This window comes from Nonomuraea sp. NPDC005692 (assembly GCF_040631115.1).
Classification (GTDB): Bacteria; Actinomycetota; Actinomycetes; order Streptosporangiales; family Streptosporangiaceae; genus Nonomuraea.
In genome coordinates this window covers 1-16,999 of the sequence record NZ_JBEXYU010000047.1, presented here as the reverse complement: position 1 = coordinate 16,999, position 16,999 = coordinate 1, and the positions used below count along the sequence as shown (strand labels likewise).

16 protein-coding genes and 1 riboswitch are annotated in these 16,999 nt (G+C 70.8%); of the genes, 8 read left to right on the top strand and 8 right to left on the bottom strand.

The window, feature by feature from the left end; genetic code table 11:
- Nucleotides 1–36 precede the first annotated feature (36 nt).
- Nucleotides 37–330, top strand: a complete 294-nt coding sequence (locus ABZ459_RS48390) for a Dabb family protein (protein ID WP_357986816.1) — start codon at nucleotides 37–39, stop codon at nucleotides 328–330.
- 6 nt (nucleotides 331–336) lie between these two features.
- Here the strand turns inward: ABZ459_RS48390 and ABZ459_RS48385 are convergent, their stop codons facing one another.
- The 3 genes from ABZ459_RS48385 to ABZ459_RS48375 all read right to left on the bottom strand — a co-directional run bounded on the left by ABZ459_RS48385 (nucleotide 337) and on the right by ABZ459_RS48375 (nucleotide 3,437).
- Nucleotides 337–561 carry a hypothetical protein gene (locus tag ABZ459_RS48385; protein WP_352320513.1) on the bottom strand — a complete coding sequence of 75 codons (225 nt, stop codon included), beginning with the start codon at nucleotides 559–561 and terminating at the stop codon, nucleotides 337–339.
- A gap of 71 nt (nucleotides 562–632) precedes the next feature.
- On the bottom strand, nucleotides 633–1,571 hold the full coding sequence (locus tag ABZ459_RS48380) for an MBL fold metallo-hydrolase (RefSeq protein ID WP_357986812.1): 939 nt from the start codon (nucleotides 1,569–1,571) through the stop codon (nucleotides 633–635).
- Between the two features lie 60 nt (nucleotides 1,572–1,631).
- A complete protein-coding gene (locus ABZ459_RS48375; protein WP_357986810.1) occupies nucleotides 1,632–3,437 on the bottom strand; it encodes an acyl-CoA dehydrogenase in 1,806 nt (601 codons plus the stop codon).
- A gap of 103 nt (nucleotides 3,438–3,540) precedes the next feature.
- On the opposite strand from ABZ459_RS48375, the gene ABZ459_RS48370 reads away from it, so the two are divergent.
- The 4 genes from ABZ459_RS48370 to ABZ459_RS48355 all read left to right on the top strand — a co-directional run bounded on the left by ABZ459_RS48370 (nucleotide 3,541) and on the right by ABZ459_RS48355 (nucleotide 5,945).
- On the top strand, nucleotides 3,541–4,338 hold the full coding sequence (locus ABZ459_RS48370; RefSeq protein WP_357986805.1) for a methyltransferase domain-containing protein: 798 nt from the start codon (nucleotides 3,541–3,543) through the stop codon (nucleotides 4,336–4,338).
- Nucleotides 4,339–4,363: 25 nt separating this feature from the next.
- Nucleotides 4,364–4,422, top strand: a riboswitch (guanidine-III (ykkC-III) riboswitch).
- Nucleotides 4,405–4,776, top strand: coding sequence for a multidrug efflux SMR transporter (locus ABZ459_RS48365; RefSeq protein WP_357986802.1), 372 nt, complete (start codon nucleotides 4,405–4,407; stop codon nucleotides 4,774–4,776). (Overlaps the previous riboswitch by 18 nt.)
- A gap of 4 nt (nucleotides 4,777–4,780) precedes the next feature.
- Entirely contained in the window at nucleotides 4,781–5,164 is a 384-nt protein-coding gene (locus ABZ459_RS48360) for a VOC family protein (protein ID WP_357986799.1), read from the top strand.
- 82 nt (nucleotides 5,165–5,246) lie between these two features.
- Nucleotides 5,247–5,945 (top strand): zinc-binding dehydrogenase, encoded by a 699-nt coding sequence (locus ABZ459_RS48355; protein ID WP_357986796.1) that lies wholly within the window; start codon nucleotides 5,247–5,249, stop codon nucleotides 5,943–5,945.
- Here the strand turns inward: ABZ459_RS48355 and ABZ459_RS48350 are convergent.
- On the bottom strand, nucleotides 5,911–6,360 hold the full coding sequence (locus tag ABZ459_RS48350) for a hypothetical protein (protein WP_357986793.1): 450 nt from the start codon (nucleotides 6,358–6,360) through the stop codon (nucleotides 5,911–5,913). The genes ABZ459_RS48355 and ABZ459_RS48350 overlap by 35 nt on opposite strands.
- Before the next feature lie 75 nt (nucleotides 6,361–6,435).
- On the opposite strand from ABZ459_RS48350, the gene ABZ459_RS48345 reads away from it, so the two are divergent.
- On the top strand, nucleotides 6,436–7,362 hold the full coding sequence (locus ABZ459_RS48345) for a GNAT family N-acetyltransferase (RefSeq protein WP_357986790.1): 927 nt from the start codon (nucleotides 6,436–6,438) through the stop codon (nucleotides 7,360–7,362).
- Here the strand turns inward: ABZ459_RS48345 and ABZ459_RS48340 are convergent.
- On the bottom strand, nucleotides 7,351–7,902 hold the full coding sequence (locus ABZ459_RS48340) for a helix-turn-helix transcriptional regulator (RefSeq protein ID WP_357986787.1): 552 nt from the start codon (nucleotides 7,900–7,902) through the stop codon (nucleotides 7,351–7,353). The genes ABZ459_RS48345 and ABZ459_RS48340 overlap by 12 nt on opposite strands.
- A 93-nt stretch (nucleotides 7,903–7,995) precedes the next feature.
- Between ABZ459_RS48340 and ABZ459_RS48335 the strand changes: the two genes are divergently transcribed.
- Entirely contained in the window at nucleotides 7,996–8,757 is a 762-nt protein-coding gene (locus ABZ459_RS48335; protein ID WP_357986784.1) for a hypothetical protein, read from the top strand.
- Here the strand turns inward: ABZ459_RS48335 and ABZ459_RS48330 are convergent.
- Nucleotides 8,735–10,747 (bottom strand): molybdopterin oxidoreductase family protein, encoded by a 2,013-nt coding sequence (locus ABZ459_RS48330; RefSeq protein ID WP_357986781.1) that lies wholly within the window; start codon nucleotides 10,745–10,747, stop codon nucleotides 8,735–8,737. The genes ABZ459_RS48335 and ABZ459_RS48330 overlap by 23 nt on opposite strands.
- Nucleotides 10,748–11,182: 435 nt before the next feature.
- On the opposite strand from ABZ459_RS48330, the gene ABZ459_RS48325 reads away from it, so the two are divergent.
- A complete protein-coding gene (locus tag ABZ459_RS48325; protein ID WP_357986778.1) occupies nucleotides 11,183–13,558 on the top strand; it encodes a lysylphosphatidylglycerol synthase transmembrane domain-containing protein in 2,376 nt (791 codons plus the stop codon).
- Between the two features lie 41 nt (nucleotides 13,559–13,599).
- On the opposite strand, the gene mgrA is transcribed toward ABZ459_RS48325, so the two are convergent.
- Nucleotides 13,600–14,598, bottom strand: coding sequence for an L-glyceraldehyde 3-phosphate reductase (mgrA, locus tag ABZ459_RS48320; protein WP_357986775.1), 999 nt, complete (start codon nucleotides 14,596–14,598; stop codon nucleotides 13,600–13,602).
- On the bottom strand, nucleotides 14,595–16,685 hold the full coding sequence (locus ABZ459_RS48315) for a S9 family peptidase (protein WP_357986772.1): 2,091 nt from the start codon (nucleotides 16,683–16,685) through the stop codon (nucleotides 14,595–14,597). Before ABZ459_RS48315 ends, mgrA begins: the two co-directional genes overlap by 4 nt.
- Between the last annotated feature and the right edge of the window lie 314 nt (nucleotides 16,686–16,999).

The window sequence follows — 16,999 nt, the reverse complement described above, 5'->3', positions numbered from 1 at the left end:
ACTCCACTGACGGGTGTGTGTCGATAGGGTTGGCGCATGATCCGTCACATTGTGCTGTTCACCTGGGCCGACGACGCCACCGACGAGCAGAAGGCCGCGGTCGCGACCGAGCTGCGCAAGCTGCCGGGCGAGATCCCGCAGCTACGGGCGTACACGGTGGGGCCCGACGCCGGCATCACCCAGGGCAACCACGAGTTCGCCGTGGTCGCCGACCTCGACAGCGTGGACGACTTCGTGATCTACCGCGATCATCCCCGGCACCAGGCCGTGATCGCGGAGTACATCAAGCCGATCCTGGCGACGCGCGCCGCCGTGCAGCTCAGCCTCTAGAACCCTCTAGAACTCGGGCGGGTGGTTCTCGCGGTGCATCAGCCGGTCCTCGGAGGTGCGCCCGCGCCGGGGCGCGAGCACGATGCTGAGCACGACGCCGACGCCTCCGACGATCATGAAGATGACGCCGATGATGTCCATGTGCACGCTCTGGCCGAACACGTCGGGTTCGATGGCGAACCGCAGGATGGCGCCGAGCGTGAGGAAGAAGATGCTGACCCCGACACCCATGACGACCTCCAGGCAAAGGCGAGATGTGCCCACGGTCATACCCGGGTATCGGTGACCACACCCCCGCCGCGTCAGGCGAGACAGGACAGTGGCCGTCCGCCGTTGTAGGCGATCATGTCCTCCACGGCCGCGCCGACGTCGATCGGCGCGCCGGGCGGGCGGCCGTCCAGCTCGGCGTAGGCCCGGTGCAGGTTGCCCACGAGGCGTTCGTGGTCGAGCAGCGCGCCCCACTCGCCGAGGTCGGTCTCCCGCGCCGCCTCCAGGGGCGCCATGCCGGCCGCGTGGCCCCGCCGGGCGGTCTCCTGGACGAACCGCAGGTAGCCCTCGACCCGGTCGTAGACCTCCGGCCCGCACACCTCGCCGTGCCCGGGGACGACCGTCTCCGCGCCCAGCTCCCTGAGCGTGTCCAGGGCGGCGATCGTCCCGGCCACCGAGCCCATCAGGACGAACGGCGTGCCGCCGTTGAAGACCAGGTCGCCGGAGAACAGCACCCGCCGCTCCGGGATCCAGACGATCGAGTCGTTGGTCGTGTGCGCGGCCGGCCCGACGTGCCGCACCTCGCAGCGCAGGTCATCGGAGTAGAGGGTGACCCCCTCGGTGTACGTCAGGAACGGCGGCGCGACCTCCATCGCCCCCCACACCACCTCCGGCGACCAGGCCCCCCGGTACGCCGGGACCCCGTCGGCCAGGATCTGGGCGCGGACGCCCTCGTGCCCGACGATCGTGGCCTCGGGGAACAGCCAGTTGCCGAAGGTGTGGTCGCCGTGGTGGTGGGTGTTGACCAGCGTGGTGATCGGCCCGCCGCTGACCTTGCCGACGGCCGCCCGCAGGTCGCGGGTGCGGCGCTCGGTCGAGCAGGCGTCCACGCAGATCACGCCGCGCCGCCCGGCCAGGAAGCCGGTGTTGTTGATCCACCAGCTCCCGTCGGGCTGGACGTAGGCGTAGACGCCCTCGGAGACCTCTTCGACGCGCGGCGGGGGCAGGGGGTGGTCATGAGGTGAAGAGCTCATGCCCGGAACCTAACAGCGACGCCCGCCCCCGGAGCGGGAACGGGCGTCACCGGCGGTGGCTCAGAAGGCCTCTTCGGGAAGCTCCATGAGGTCCTGGCCGGTGGCGGCGAGGACGCGCCGCTCGGCCGCCAGCCTCGGCAGCACGGTCGTGGCGAAGAACGACGCCGCGGCCACCTTGCCCTGGTAGAACGGGTCCTCCGACTCCGCCAGCCGGGCCAGGGCCACCTCGGCCTGGCGCAGCAGCAGCCAGCCGATCACCAGGTCGCCCAGCGAGAGCAGGAACCGGGTGCTGTTCAGGCCGACCTTGTAGACCTCCTCCGGCTTCTCCAGCGAGCCGAGCGCCCAGCCGGCCATGGTGTCGCCCATGACCTTGACCTCGGCGGCGGCCTCGGCGAGCAGCTTGCGCTCCTCCTTGAGCCGGCCGTTGCCCGCCTCGGAGGCGGCGAACTCGTTGATCTCGGCGAGCAGCGCGCCCACCGCGGCGCCCTGGTTGCGCAGGATCTTCCTGAAGAACAGGTCGAGGCCCTGGATCGCGGTGGTGCCCTCGTACAGGGAGTCGATCTTGGCGTCGCGGATGTACTGCTCGATCGGGTAGTCCTGCAGGTAGCCCGAGCCGCCCAGGGTCTGCAGCGAGCGGGCCAGCAGCTCGTACGAGCGCTCGGAGCCGACGCCCTTCACCAGGGGCAGCAGCAGGTCGTTCATGGCCTCCGCGTGCCGGTCCGCGGGGTCGATCAGGAGGGCGTCCTGGAAGGTGGCCGTGTAGAGGACCAGGGCGCGCATGCCCTCGGCGTACGACTTCTGCAGCATCAGCTCGCGGCGCACGTCCGGGTGGTGGGTGATGGTCACCCGGGGGGCGGACTTGTCGGCCATCTTGGTCAGGTCCGCGCCCTGGTAGCGGGACTTGGCGTAGTCGAGGGCGTTCAGGTAGCCGGTGGAGAGCGTGGCGATGGCCTTGGTGCCGACCATCATGCGGGCGTGCTCGATCACCATGAACATCTGCTTGATGCCCTCGTGCACGTCGCCGACGAGCCAGCCGATCGCCGGGTGCTTGTCGCCGAAGGTGAGCTCGCAGGTCGTGGAGACCTTCAGGCCCATTTTCTTCTCGACGTTGGTGACGTAGGCGCCGTTGCGCTCGCCCAGCTCGCCGGTCTCCAGGTCCACGTGGAACTTGGGCACCAGGAACATCGACAGGCCCTTGGTGCCGGGACCGTGGCCCTCGGGACGGGCCAGGACCAGGTGGAAGATGTTGTCGGCCATGTCGTGCTCGGCGCTGGTGATGAAGCGCTTGACGCCCTCGATGTGCCAGGTGCCGTCGGGCTGCTGGACCGCCCTGGCCCGGCCGGCGCCGACGTCCGAGCCCGCGTCCGGCTCGGTGAGCACCATGGTGGCGCCCCAGTTCTTCTCGATGGCCAGCTCGGCGAAGCGCTTCTGCTCCGGCGTGCCCAGCTTCCACAGGGTGTAGGCGAAGTTGGGGCCGGCGGCGTACATGTACAGGGCCGGGTTCGAGCCCAGCACCATCTCGGCCGTCGCCCAGGCGAGGGTGCGCGGGATGCCGGGGCCGCCCAGCTCGGCGGGCAGGTCGAGGTGCGCCCAGCCGCCGTCCATCAGCGCCTTGAACGACTTCTTGACGCCGGCCGGGACGGTCACCGAGCTCGTCACGGGGTCGAACACCGGCGGGGTGCGGTCGCCCTCCTCGAAGGAGTCGGCGAGCACGCCGGTCGCCAGCCTGTTGACCTCGTCCAGGATGCTCCGCGCGACGTCCTCGTCCACTTCGCCGAAGGGCCCGGTGCCGAGGATCTCGCGTCGACCGAACACCTCGAAGAGGTTGAATTCCAGGTCACGCACGTTGCTCTTGTAGTGGCCCATGGGTGCAGATCTCCTTGAACCGAGGTCTTCATGTACTGGCCAGTAACCTTACCTGCAATGCTACCCGCGGGTAACCCCGCCCATGCGTGGCATGCTCGACTCCATGGACGCCGAAGAACTCGCCACCAGATGGCGGGAGCGACTGGAATCCTGGGCCATCCCCGAGGAGATCCTGGCCAAGGCTCCGGCCGATCCGTGGAGCCATTCACCGGCCCGGTTCGCCACGCGGACCGACCGGGCGCTGGCCGAGCCCGACGACGGCCCGACCATGACCCGGCTCGCCGAGGCGCTGCCCGACAAGGGCACGCTGCTCGACGTCGGCTCGGGCCCCGGCGCCGCCTCACTGCCGCTGCGCGAGCGCATCGGCCACCTCTACGCGGTCGACACGTCCGCGCCCATGCTGGAGGGCCTGAAGGTCAGGGCGATGAACCTCGGCGTGCCCGCCACCACCGTCGAGGGGCGCTGGCCCGACGTGGCCGACCAGGTGCCGGTGGCCGACGTGTCCGTCGCCGCGCACGTGGTCTACAACGTGCCCGACCTGGCGGAGTTCCTCCAGGCGCTCGACCGCCGCACCCGCGGCCGGGTGGTGCTCGAACTGTCGCACCGTCATCCCATGAGTTGGATGACGCCGCTCTGGCAGCACTTCCACGGCGTCGACCGCCCGGTCCGGCCCATCGCGGAAGACTGCGTGGCCCTGGCCGCGGCGCTGGGCTTCCCCGTGCGCGTGGAGGAGCGGGAGGCGCCCCTGGAACGTTTCACGACCGTCGAGGAGCTGGCCGAGAGCGCCTGCCGCCGGGTGTGCCTCGACCCGTCCAGGGTGGAGGAGGTGGCCGAGACCGCCGTCGAGCTGGGCATGTGGCCGGTGCCGCGCGACCGGTGGGTCACCGTCTGGTGGGAATGATCCGTTTCTCTGAGCCGTTGTACGAACTGAGCTGACTGCTCCCGGACGAGACGCGCCGTACCCGGAATGCCAAGACGACGCACGTACCTGTACGTCTCGTCCTCAGGAGTACTGATCATGGCGTGGATCCTCATCGTGCTGGCCGGCCTGTTCGAGGTGGCCATGGCACTGTCGCTCAAGCTCAGCAACGGCCTCAGCAACCTGTGGTGGACCCTGTCCTTCCTGGCCACGGCCGCCCTCAGCTTCGGGCTGCTCGCCTACGCGCTCAAGTCCCTGGAGGTCGGCACCGCGTACGCCGTGTGGACCGGCATCGGGGCCGTCGGCACCGCGATCCTCGGCATGGTCGCCATGGGCGACGACGTGTCGCCGTTGCGCCTGACCTCGATCGCGCTCATCCTGGCCGGTGTCGTGGGGCTCAATCTGGCTGGTGGACACTAGTGCGATGATTGAGATCCATGCCATCACCGTCGACGCCACCGACCCCTACGAGATCGCGAACTGGTGGAGCCAGGCCACCGGGTGGCCGTTGGGCGAGGGTGACAAGCCGGGCGCCGACGAGGTGATGCTGCGTACGCCGCAGGGCCCGTTCCTGCTGTTCATCCGGGTGCCCGAGGCCAAGGCCGGCAAGAACCGGGTGCATTTCGACGTCAACGGCACCGAGGGCCGTACGCGTGACGAGGAGGTCGAGCGGCTGCTCGGCCTCGGCGCGACCGTCTTCCAGGACCAGCGCAGGCCCGACGGCACGGGCTGGGTGACCATGCTCGACCCCGAGGGGAACGAGTTCTGCGTGTGCCGGAGCGAGGCCGAGAAGGCCTTGCCGGAATGATGTTCTGTCGGTGAAGCTGGCCCCATGAGCGTGAGGGCCGTCGTCTGCACCGGCCGGGCGGTTGCCCGACGGCGGCAGGGTGGTGGCGATCACCGGGCTGGGCGGCTTCGCCACGCGGGTGCCGGTGCACCGGGCGCAGGCCGTACCACTGCCCGAGGGCTTCGACGTGCTCGCGGCGGCGGCGTTCCCGCAGAGCTTCTGCACCGCCATGTACGCGCTCAGCGAGCGCGGCCGGCTGCTGCCCGGCGAGCGGGTGCTCGTGCTCGGGGCGGGCGGCGGTGTGGGGCTGGCCGTGGTCCAGGTCGCCAAGGCGCTCGGCGCCGTCGTGCTGGCGGCGGCGTCCACCGGCGAGAAGAGGGAGCGCGCCCGGCGGGCGGGAGCCGACGACGTGATCGGCTACGACGGGCTGAAGGAAGCGGCCAGGGCCTGGGCCGTGGACGTGGCCGTCGACCCGGTCGGCGGCGAGCTGTCCGAGCAGGCCCTTCGCGGGCTGCGCGAGGGCGGGCGGCTCCTGGTCGTCGGGTTCGCCTCGGGCGCGATCGCGAGGCTGCCGGCCAACCAGGTGCTGCTGCGTAACCGGGCGGTGGTGGGCGTCGACTGGGGCGCGTGGTCGATGAGCCACGCGGCGGAGAACCGGGCCGTGCTCGAAGGTCTGCTGACGATGCCGGGCATCGTCCCGGCGGCGCCGGAGGTCAGGCCGCTGGCGGAGGCGGGCCGGGCCATGGACGACCTGCTGGAGCGGCGGGTCACTGGGAAGATCGTGCTCGTCCCTTCATCGTGAGGGTCAGGATCGCGGCGATCAGGTAGACCAGCGCGCCGTGCCACATCGCCTGCACGGCCGAGCCGAACACGCCCTCGTCGTCGAGCACGAGCTGCACCGGGTAGTCGAGCACCGCCGTGATCGCGGCGGGCAGGAGCGCGAACTTCCACGGGTGCCGCAACGACCACAGCCGGGCCTGGCGGGTGACGCGGTCGCCCTCGTTCGGCTTGGCGACCGAGCCGATCGCGGCGATCAGCGCGAACAGGCTGATGCCGAGGCCCAGGGCCCACACCAGGTCGCCGTCGCCGGTGAGCGCGCCCATCCCGAAGCTGGCGGCCGACACCACGGCGCCGCCGATGGCGGCGGTCTTCCAAGGGGCGCCCCGCAGGGCCGCCGCGGACAGTGAGACTTCATCGCGTCTACTGATTTCGTTCATGTCCTCATGGTGCCGCCGCGGGCCCCCAGGAGGCATCGGGGACGGACCCTGACCTGTCCCTGACATGATTCCCATATGACGGAAATCGCCATTGTGCAGTTGGGGCCGGACGACGGGGAGCGGCTGAAGGACGTCCGGCTGCGTGCGCTCCAGGAGTCACCGGACGCGTTCGGCTCCTCCTACGCGCGCGAGGCCGGGTTCTCCGCCGCGGACTGGGCCGAGCGGCTGAAGAATCCGCACTCGAGCTGGTGGGTGGCCGAGGGCGACGGCCTGGGCGACGTCGGCCTGGTGTGCATGCTCCTGGAGGAGTCCGGCGCCCACCTGCTGTCCATGTGGGTCGCCCCCGAGGCCAGGGGACGCGGGCTCGCCTCCCGGCTGGTCGACCGGTCCGTCGAGTGGGCCCGTTCGGCCGGGGCCGAGCAGGTGCAGCTCTGGGCCGTCGACCGCAACCACGCCGCCCGCGCGCTCTACGGGGCCAAGGGCTTCGTCCGCAGCGGCAAGGTCATGGCCCTGCCCTCCAACCCGTCCCTGATGGAGTCCCACTACGTGCTTTCCCTGCTGTTCCGGCAGGCGCGCAAGGAGGACGTCCCGGCCATCGTCCGGCTGCTGGCCGACGACCCGCTCGGCGCCGCCCGCGAGGGAGCCCCCGACGACACCCGCTACCTGATGGCCTTCGACCGCATCGAGGCCAACCCGCACGACGAGCTCATCGTGGCCGAGCGGGAGGGCGAGGTGGTCGGCACGATGCAGCTCACGTACCTGGCCGGGCTGTCACGGCTGGGCTCCGAGCGGTGTCAGATCGAGGCCGTCAGGGTGGCCGCCTCGACGCGCGGCCAGGGGCTCGGCGGCAAGATGATCCAGTGGGCCATCGACCGGGCGCGGGCCAGGGGGTGCGCCGTCGTCCAGCTCACCTCCGACAAGTCGCGTACCGACGCCCACCGCTTCTACGACGCGCTCGGCTTCACCGCCTCCCACGAGGGCTACAAGCTCTCACTCAGCTGACCCGCCGTCGGCGAGCTGGGTCAGCATCCAGCGGCACCACTCGGCCCGGTGCCGCTCGTAGCTCAGCCCGCAGCGCAGCGTCGCGTAGCCGCCGAACCCCGGGTCGCCGAAGGCCGGCCGCCCGCCGAACGACGCCTCCTGCCGTTCGTAGTCGGCCAGCCGCTCCTCGTGCGCGGCGAGCTGGTCGGTGAACAGCCGCCGCAGCGACTCCGGCTCGGCCAGCCACGCCGCGTACGTCTTCAGCACCAGCTCGTCGCGCTCCGGCCGCTCGCGCGGCGGCTCGGTGACCCATGCCCGCAGTGCCGCCAGGCCCTCGGCGGTCAGGTGGTAGACCTTCTTGGCCTGCGGCCCCGGCCCGTGCGCGCTCTCGAACCCGACCAGCCCGGCCGCCCGCAGTTTCTGCAGCTCGGCGTGGATCTGGCTGTGGCCGGCCGTCCAGAAGTAGCCGACCGGCCGCCGCATGGCCGCCGCGAGGTCGTATCCGGTGCGATCGCCGCGCGCCAGCACGGCCAGGATCGCGTATCCGAGCGTTGAGGTCATGGTGGGTCCAAGGATATGGTGCTTGCGGCACTATGTCAGTTCAGACATAGTCGGGAGAAGGGCGCGGCGGCCATGCGAAAGATCGTCGGATGGATGGCACTCCTCACCATGGGGCTGACCGGCTGCGGGGGCACGGTCGGCACCGGCACCACCGCCGTCCGTACGACGGCCGCCGAGTCCCCCGCCTCCACCACGGAGACGACCCCCGCCACGAGCGCGCCCACCCAGAGCGCGCCGCCCACCGGCCCCAACGTCTCGGGCTGCTTCACCGAGCAGGACGGCAAGATCTTCACCCACGTCCGCGGCCTGCCCGGCGTGATCGCCGGCGACGGCCCGGTGGGCGTGGTGATCACCTACGAGCGCCGCGGCACCGTGTGCTCCTGGCGCCCGCTGTCGGACCGCCTGGTCGCCGCCGGCTACCGCGTCCTGCTGTACGCCAGGGACGCCGGCCTCCTCCCCGAGGACGGCGCGGTCGCCATGGGCAAGCGCCTGGCCAAGGAGAAGGGCGTCGAGCGGCTGTTCCTGGTCGGCGGCTCGATCGGCGCCACGGCCTCGGTCCCGGCGGCCGAGCGGCTGGGCGCCGAGGTGGCCGGCGTCGTCGCCCTGTCAGGCGAGATCGACAAGGGCGACGCCGCCGCGCTCACCGTGCCGCTGCTGCAGATCGGCTCCGAGCACGACTCCTACGGCGGCGCCGGGTCGATGCGCGAGGCCGAGGCTGCCGCGACCAAGGCCCCGGACAACCAGGTGCTGGTCATCCCCGGCGAGTCGCTGCACGCCTCGGCCCTGTTCGGCAGCCCTCACGCCGCCAAGGTGCTCGACACGGTCGTGGCGTTCATGGACCGGCACAAGGGCTGATCTCGACCAGGTTGTCGTGGAAGGCGGGCCCCCTGCCCATGTCGCCGTCCCGCTCGGCCACGACCGCGTTGGCGTTCGCACCGCCCGGGGTCAGCTTGGGCCACCGGCCCTTGGGCGAGGCCACCACGCCGGGCGCGACCCGGTCGCTGATCTCCACGTCGGCCAGGAACTCGCCGCCGTCGTTGTGCACCCGTACGCGCTGCCCGGCCACCAGCCCGCGGGCGGCCGCGTCGGCCGGGTTCACCAGCACGGCCGGCCCCTTGGCCCGCCGCCGCAGCTCCGGATTGTTGGCGAAGATCGTGTTCAGGAACGTGTGCGAGGCCGGCGTGACCAGCGTCAGCGGGTACGCCGACCGGTCGGCGACCGCCGTGTGCGAGGGCACGTACGCCTTCCCGGCGGGCGGGAAGCGCAGCCGCCCGGAAGGCGTCGGGAAGCCCTCGGCGAACGGCGCGAACGGCTTGGGGTAGTTCATCCGCACCCACCCCTCCTTGCGCAGCCGGTCCAGCGTGACGCCTTCGAGCGACGGGTGCCCGCCCGACAGCAGCGACTCGGCCAGCTCCAGGTCGGAGTCGTACAGGGACGGCTCGGTCAGCCCCATGTGAGCGGCCAGCCGGCGGAAGGTCTCGGTCGTGGACAGGCACTCGCCGGGCGGCGGCACGGCGGGCTCGTTCCACAGCAGGTACAGGTGGCCGTACCCGGCGTGCAGGTCCATGTGCTCGGTCTGCATGGTCGCGGGCAGCACGATGTCGGCGTAGTCCACGGTGTCGGTCGGGAACTGCTCCATGACGACCGTGAACAGGTCCTCGCGGGCGAGCTGCCGCCTGATCGTGTTGGCGTCGGGGGTCGAGCCGAGCGGGTTGGCGGCGTACACCCACAGGCATTTCACGTCGTCGAGCTGGGAGCCGAGCTTGGTCATGACCAGCGTGCGCACCGGCTTGGCCAGCAGGTCGTCGCGGGTGTCGACGGTCACGCGCACGTGACCGCTCGTCGAGTACGCCACGCCGCCGCCCGGATGCCGCCAGTCGCCCGTCACGCCGGGGATCGCGGCGATCGTGCGCATCGCGGTGCCGCCGCCGGCGTGCCGCTGGATGCCCATGGTGGCGCGGATCGCGGTCGGCCGGGTGTGGGCCAGGCGCATCCCCAGGCTGTGGACGTCCTCGGCTGGGATGCCGGTGATCTCCGCCACCCGCTCCACCGGGTACTCCAGGATCTCCTTGCGGAAGTCCTCCCAGCCCTCGGTGTGCTCGGCCAGGAACTCCTCGTCCTGGGCGTTCTCCGCCAGCACGACGTTGAGCAGCCCGAGCGCGAGCGCGGCGTCCGTGCCCGGCCTGATCGCCAGGTGCTGGTCGGCCTGGTCGGCGGTCCTGGTGCGGATGGGGTCGATGGCGACCACGTACGCGCCGTCCGCGCGGGCGTCCTGGATGAACTTCCACAGGTGGTGGCCGCTGGTCAGCGTGTTCGTGCCCCAGAGCAGGATCAGCCTGGCCTGGGCGAAGTTCTCCGGGTCCATGCCGCCCGCGGTGCCGTTGGCCTTCATCAGCCCGCTGCTGCCGGCCGCCGAGCAGATGTTCAGCCAGTGCTTGGACGCCCCCAGCACGTTCCAGAACCGGCGGCCCGCCACGCCCTCGCAGCCCTGGAGGTACCCCAGCGACCCGGTGCCCAGGTACGGCCAGATCGCCTGGCCGCCGTGCTCGTCCACGATGGTCCGCAGCCGCGCCGAGATCTCGTCGAGCGCCTCGTCCCAGGTGATCCGCTCGAACTGCCCCGACCCCTTCGGCCCGGTGCGCCGCATCGGGTACAGGATGCGGTCGTCCGCCTGCGTGTGCTCCAGGTACCGGTTGACCTTCACGCACAGCGCGCCGCGGGTGTAGGGGTGGTCGGGGTTGCCGCGCATCTTGACGGCCTGCCCGTCCCGCACGGTCACGACCCAGGAGCAGGTGTCCGGGCAGTCAAGCGGACATGCCCCCAAAACCCTCAAATCACCCGACATGCGCACAGCCTACGTCGAGAGGCAGCCGTGGCGGGCGACCGTCCGCGCCCGCGACACCGCCGAGCCGACCTCGGATAAGAACTCAAAGGTGAACGGTTGGAGTTCCACCGTGTACCCTGCCTCGCGCAGCCTGGCCGCGACGTACTCGGCCGACGCGTCGTGACCGGGCCGCCCGGCCGCGCGGGTTTCCCCGTGTGCGCCGGGCGTCGGGGGCGACGAGGGCCGGCACCGGCATCGCGAGAGTGAACATGCCAGACACGCGGGCAGGTCAATGCTGGTCGGGTCCGTACCCGATGCGCGCGCCGGAGCGGCGAACGAGGACACTGGAGAACAGAGATCGTACGGTCCGGCCGGGAAGGTGCAGAATCACTGTCGGTGGCCGAAATCAGGGAACGAGACGATGACACGGAGGACCTCGCGGAGGGGGATCCAGCCGTGGCCGAGCCACGCGCCGACGGCGGCGTCTACGTAGTCGAGCCGCTCCTTCCCCAGCGGTTGCGGCGGCCGTCCGACCTGTTGCGCTTCTTCGCGACGCTGACGGTGCTCGCGGCGGTGATCCTGCTCGCCCTCGTCGCCAAGCAGACGCTCAACGGCCTTGAGCAGGACGTCAAGGTCGGCGCCGAGATGGTCCCGCTGCTCAGCCGGGTCGCGGCCTTCATCGGCAGCGCCGCCGTGCTGATCGTGCCCGCCGCGTTCGCCGTCGAGCGGGTCTTCCACCGCGACGGCCTGCGCGTCGCCGAAGGGCTGATCGCGGCCATCATCGGCATGGCCGGGTCGTTCCTGCTCGGCCAGTGGATCGAGGCCAGCAGCCTGACCGACCTGCGCATCCTGCTCACCGGCGACCGCGCGATCGAGCCGCTGAACACGCTGCTCACCTCGGTGATCGCCTACACCACCGCGGTGCGCATCGCCCGCCGCCCCACGTGGCGCATGCTCATGTGGACCTCGATCGCCCTCTACATCCTCACCTACTTCTCCGGCAGGCAGATCACCCTGCCCAGCGCCATCGTGACCGTCCTGGTCGGCATGGCCATCGGCTACGCCACCCTCTACGGCGTCGGCAGCCCCAACACCCGCCCGCCCGGCAGCGCCGTGGTCGCCGCGCTGCGCAAGCTGTCCTTCTCGCCCGTCTCCGCCCGCCGCATCGAGGACGACCACCAGGGCAGCCGCCGCTACGCCATCGGCCTCAAGGACGGCACCAGCCTCGACGTCACCGTCCTCGACCGCGACCGCCAGGTGGCCGGGCTGCCGTACCGGCTGTGGCGGCGCATCAGGCTCAACTCCGAGACCAGGCGCCGGGCCATCCGCTCGCTCCGGGCCGAGCTGGAACGCGAGGCCCTGATGGCGTACGCGGCCCAGGCCGCCGGCGCCAGCACGCCGCGCCTGCTCGGCACCAGCGAGATCGGCACCGAGGCCGCCCTGCTCGCCTACGAGCACATCGAGACCCGCCCGCTCGACGAGGTGCCCGACGCCGAGATCGACGACGCCCTGCTCGCCCAGATCTGGGAGCAGGTCGAGCTGCTGCAGATCCAGCGGCTGGCACACCGGCGGCTCACCGGCGACAGCATCCACCTCGACCGCGCGGGCCGGGTCGTGCTGACCGACGCCCGCAGCGGCGAGATCGCCGCCGGCGACCTGCTGCTCCGGCTCGACATCGCCCAGCTCCTCACCTACCTGGCGCTGCGCGTCGGCGCCGAGCGCTCGGTCCGGGCCGCCGCCGCCGTGATGGGCCCCGACGCCCTCGCCGCCGCCATGCCGCTGCTCCAGCGCATCGCCCTGACCAGGGAGACCCGCTCGGCCCTGTCCAAGGCCAAGAACGTGCTCACGGGCCTGCGCGACCACATCGTCGCCCTCAAGCCCCAGGGCAAGGTCGAAGAGGTACGCCTGGAGCGCTTCCGCCCGCGCACCCTGATCACGATCATCGCCAGCACGGTCGCCGCCTACGTCGTGCTGTCCCAGCTCAGCAAGGTCGACCTCTACAAGGTGGCGACCACCGCCAACTGGGCGTGGTCCGGCCTGGCGCTGATCGCCTCGTTCACCAGCTTCGTCGCCGCCGCCCTCATGCTGCGCGGGTTCGTCCCGGAACGCCTGCCGCTGTGGCGTACCGTCCTGGTGCAGTTCGCGTCGTCGTTCGTCAAGCTGGTCGCGCCCGCCGCGGTCGGCGGCGTCGCGATCAACACCCGCTACCTGCAGAAACGCGGCATCGCGCCGGCGCTCGCGGTGGCCAGCGTGGGCGCCTCGCAGCTCATCATGCTGGTCTTCCACATCGCCCTGCTGCTGCTGTTCGCCTACATCACCGGCTCCGACGCCGCCACCTCCTTCACCCCCTCACGCGGCCTGGTCGTGGCGATGCTCGCCATCGCGCTGCTGGTCGCGGTGGTGCTCGGCGTGCCGCCGCTGCGCAGGCTCGTGACCGTGCGGATGCGCAGGCTGTTCTCGAACGTGCTGCCCCGCCTGCTCGACGTGCTCCAGTCGCCGGCCAAGATGATCGAGGCCGCCTTCGGCACGCTCATGATCACGATCGCGTTCGTGGCCTGCCTCGACGCCTGCGTCGCGGCGTTCGGCGGCGAGCTGAGCTTCACCGCCGTCGCCGTCGTCTACCTCACGGCCAACGCCATCGGCTCGGCCGCCCCCACCCCGGGCGGCCTCGGCGCCGTCGAGTACGCGCTCACCCTCGGCCTGGTCGCGGCCGGCCTCGAATGGGACCTGGCGGCCTCGGCCGTGCTGCTGCACCGGCTGCTCACGTTCTGGCTGCCGGTGCTGCCGGGCTGGGCCGCCTTCACCTACCTCCAGCGGCACGAGGCCCTGTGAACCGCCCTCGGGCGGCACGGGGCCCCGTGCGCCGCGGGTGATCAGCGGGCCGACGTGACCGGCTCGGTGATCTTGTCGATCGCCGCCAGCTCGCTCTCGGTGAAGACCGGGCCGTCCACGCACGCCACGTTGTCCTCCAGCTGCCGGACACTGCTCGCCCCGATCAGTACGCTGGTCACCCGCGGGTCGCGCAGCGTCCACGACAGAGCCATCTGGGCCAGCGTCTGACCCCGGCCCCCGGCGATCTCGTTGAGGTCGCGCGCCAGGTCCCGGTCGATCTGCTCGGCGCTCAGGAACCGGCTCGTCGCCGCCCGCGAGCCCTCGGGCACGCCCTCCAGGTAGCGGTCGGTGAGCAGCCCCTGCGCCAGCGGCGAGTACACGATGCAGCCCATGCCCGCCTCCTCCAGCACGTCGAGCAGCCCGTCGTCCTCGATCCACCGGTTGATCATCGAGTACGACGGCTGGTGGATGAGCAGCGGCGTGCCCAGCTCGCGCATGATCCGCGCAGCCTGCGCGGTCTGCTCGGCCGAGTAGTTGGAGACGCCCGCGTACAGCGCCTTGCCCGAGCGCACCGCCCGGTCCAGCGCCCCCATCGTCTCCTCCAGCGGCGTCTCCGGGTCCGGACGGTGGCTGTAGAACACGTCCACGTACTCCAGGCCCATGCGGGCGAGCGACTGGTCGAGGCTGGCCAGCACGTACTTGCGCGACCCCCACTCCCCGTACGGCCCCGGCCACATGTCGTACCCGGCCTTGGTCGAGATGACCAGCTCGTCCCGGTACGCCCCGAAGTCCTCCCGCAGGATCCGCCCGAAGTTCCGCTCCGCCGACCCGTACGGCACGCCGTAGTTGTTGGCCAGGTCGAAATGCGTCACCCCGAGGTCGAACGCGCGCCGCAGCACCGCCCGCGAGTTCTCGATCGGCCGGTCGTCGCCGAAGTTGTGCCACAACCCCAGCGACACCGCCGGCAACCGCAGCCCGCTGCGCCCGCTGCGGTTGTACGGCTGACGCTCGTAACGCCGCTCATCGGCCACAAAGCTCACGCCGTCCCCCTCTCGATGATCCAGGACAGCGCGAACGCCTCCTCGCGCCAGGCGTCGTACCGGCCGCTGCGCCCGCCGTGCCCCGCGCCCATTTCCGTCTTCAGCAGGAACGGCCCGCCGGACGCGGTCGCCCGCAGCCGCGCGATCCACTTGGCCGGCTCGTGGTACAGCACCCGCGTGTCGTTCAGGCTGGTGATCGCCAGGATCGGCGGGTACACCCTGCCGTCCACGTTCTCGTACGGCGAATAACTCTTCATGTACGCGTAGACGTCCGGGTTGTGCAGCGGGTCGCCCCACTCGTCCCATTCGATCACCGTCAGCGGCAACGACGGGTCGAGGATCGTGTTGAGCGCGTCCACGAACGGCACCTCGGCCACCACCCCCGCGAACTCCTCGGGAGCCAGGTTCGTCACCGCGCCCATCAGCAGCCCGCCCGCCGAGCCGCCGCGCGCGACGATCCGCCCGCTCCAGCCGCTCGCCTTCAGCTGCCTGGCCGCCGCCACGAAGTCGGTGAACGTGTTCCGCTTCCTGGTCAGCTTGCCGTCCTCGTACCAGTGACGGCCCATCTCGCCGCCGCCCCTGACGTGCGCGATGGCGAAGACGAACCCGCGGTCGAGCAGCGACAGCCGGGGAACCGAGAACCCGGGGTCGATCGAGGTCTCGTAGCTGCCGTAGCCGTAGAGCAGGGTCGGGGCCGGCGTCGTGGTGTCCTTGCGCTTGACGATCGAGATCGGCACGCGCGTGCCGTCCTCGGCCGTCGCCCACTCCCGGAACTGCTCGTAGTCGCCCGCGTCATAGCCGCCCAGCACCGGACGCTGCTTGAGCAGGATCAGCTCGTGCGAGTCCAGCTCGTAGTCGTAGACGCTCGGCGGCGTCACCATGCTCGTGTACGCCAGCCGGAGCCGCGTCGTCGTGAACTCGGGGTTGCCCGCCGGGCCGACGTCGTACAGGGGCTCGGGGAAGTCGATCTCGTACGCGTTCCGCTCGGCGGCCTCGATGCGCTCGCGCCAGCCCGCGCCCGCGGCGCTGTAGGGCAGCACCCGCAGGCCGGTCAGGCCGTCACGGCGGAAGTGCACGACGGCGTGGTCGGAGAAGGCGTCGATCTCCAGCAGCCTGGTGTCCTCGCGGTGCCCGATCAGCGGGGTCCAGGAGCCGGGCTCGTCGATGGGGGCCGTGGCCAGCTCGAAGTTCTCGGCGCTCTCGTTGTGCAGGACGTAGAAGAAGTCGCCCGCGTGCTCGACGCCGTACTCCACGCCGGTCTTCCTGGGCCTGACGACCTGGAACTCGCCGGTGGGGTCGGAGGCGTCGAGGATGCGCACCTCGCTGGTGATCTTGCTGCCCGCGCCCAGCACGAGGTACCGCTCGCTGCGGGTCAGCCCGATGCCCACCCAGTAGCGCTCGTCGGTCTCCTCGTAGACCAGGACGTCCTCTTCCGTCCCGAGGGTGTGCCGGTAGACCTGGTAGGGACGCCAGGCGTCGTCCACGCGCGTGTAGAAGAACGCCGAGCCGTCGGCCGACCAGGCGCCGCCGTAGAAGATGTCCTTGATCTCGTCGGTCAGCACCTCGCCCGTCTCGAGGTTCCTGAACCTCAGCGTGAAGCGCTCGTCGCCCTTGTAGTCGGTGGAGTAGGCCAGCATCGTCCCGTCGGGCGTGACGGCGCTGGTGCCGACGGAGAAGAACGCGCTGTCGCCGGCGAGCTCGTTGCCGTCGAGCACGACCTGCTCGCACTCGAGGCGCTCGCCCGGGGTGATCTGCGGCGGCGCGTCACTGTCGGCCGGCACCCGGCAGGACACCGCGTACTGCTTGCCCTCCTCGGTACGCGTGAAGTACCACCACGCCCCCTTGCGGCTCGGCACCGACAGGTCGGTCTCCTGGGTGCGCCCCTTGATCTCCTGGAAGACCTGCTCCTGGAGCTCGGCGAGATGCGCGGTGTGCTCTTTGAGAAAGTCGTTCTCTGCCTCCAGGTACGCCGTTGTGTCCGGGTCGTCCTTGTTGCTTAGCCAGGCGTACTCGTCGATGAACGTGTCGCCGTGATGGATGCGCTCAGTCGGTACCTTCTTCGCCACTGGCGGCGTGTTGCTGCTCACGGGGGGAGTCTATGTTCGGCCGTGATCGTTCTGTGGCCGGGAGAGCCGGCGAACGCGTCCCGAGTGGTCGGGAGCGCTGCTAATCTTTAGAAGCCGACGAGGTGCGGCGCAACCCACTCCCTTCACTCCGGTGATTTTGGTGCGTTGCGACGCGTAACGTCGACAATCCCTTCTGGCTCGCGGGTTTGAAGATCGGTTCGCTAACCGAGCGACAGGCTGGTAAGTTAGAGGGGTTGTCCCGGAAGCGGGGCGCGACTTAATTCCAGCAGGTCGAGCAAGTCCGGTCAATTTGACAGAGACTTGAACGGCTGAAA

Coding starts and splice junctions, on each gene's coding strand:
- ABZ459_RS48390 (WP_357986816.1), top strand. CDS start 37: ATGATCCGTCACATTGTGCTGTTCACCTGGGCCGACGACGCCACCGAC.
- ABZ459_RS48385 (WP_352320513.1), bottom strand. CDS start 561: ATGGGTGTCGGGGTCAGCATCTTCTTCCTCACGCTCGGCGCCATCCTG.
- ABZ459_RS48380 (WP_357986812.1), bottom strand. CDS start 1,571: ATGAGCTCTTCACCTCATGACCACCCCCTGCCCCCGCCGCGCGTCGAA.
- ABZ459_RS48375 (WP_357986810.1), bottom strand. CDS start 3,437: ATGGGCCACTACAAGAGCAACGTGCGTGACCTGGAATTCAACCTCTTC.
- ABZ459_RS48370 (WP_357986805.1), top strand. CDS start 3,541: ATGGACGCCGAAGAACTCGCCACCAGATGGCGGGAGCGACTGGAATCC.
- ABZ459_RS48365 (WP_357986802.1), top strand. CDS start 4,405: ATGCCAAGACGACGCACGTACCTGTACGTCTCGTCCTCAGGAGTACTG.
- ABZ459_RS48360 (WP_357986799.1), top strand. CDS start 4,781: ATGATTGAGATCCATGCCATCACCGTCGACGCCACCGACCCCTACGAG.
- ABZ459_RS48350 (WP_357986793.1), bottom strand. CDS start 6,360: ATGAACGAAATCAGTAGACGCGATGAAGTCTCACTGTCCGCGGCGGCC.
- ABZ459_RS48345 (WP_357986790.1), top strand. CDS start 6,436: ATGACGGAAATCGCCATTGTGCAGTTGGGGCCGGACGACGGGGAGCGG.
- ABZ459_RS48340 (WP_357986787.1), bottom strand. CDS start 7,902: ATGACCTCAACGCTCGGATACGCGATCCTGGCCGTGCTGGCGCGCGGC.
- ABZ459_RS48335 (WP_357986784.1), top strand. CDS start 7,996: ATGGCACTCCTCACCATGGGGCTGACCGGCTGCGGGGGCACGGTCGGC.
- ABZ459_RS48330 (WP_357986781.1), bottom strand. CDS start 10,747: ATGTCGGGTGATTTGAGGGTTTTGGGGGCATGTCCGCTTGACTGCCCG.